Raw genomic sequence first — 267 nt, forward strand, 5'->3', positions numbered from 1 at the left:
AGCATGACGGATCTCGATCTTTGATGACGTTGGCTAGGCTACCTTTGCCTTGCGGCGAGCGGATTTCGGGCGGGCGCAGGCAAGCATGCGGTTGAGGACGGCGCAGCCGATGGCGACTTCCGTCTGCTGAGCATGAAACGACCTAGCCCGCAGACGCGGTCCGATGATGGATTTGTATCGGCCGATGGCGGTCTCGACCCGCGCACGCTTGCCGTAGCCGGTGGAAGCTTGCCAGTTCATCCGCCCGTCTATGCTTATCGCGGCGAT

General features: G+C 61.8%; 1 pseudogene. It reads right to left on the bottom strand.

The features are described 5' to 3' along the window. Positions 1 to 33 precede the first annotated feature (33 nt). A pseudogene (locus ACPYOI_RS36335) lies at positions 34 to 267 on the bottom strand (IS5/IS1182 family transposase); the annotation flags it as partial.

This window comes from Rhizobium sp. SVR5-2C, from assembly GCF_056755115.1.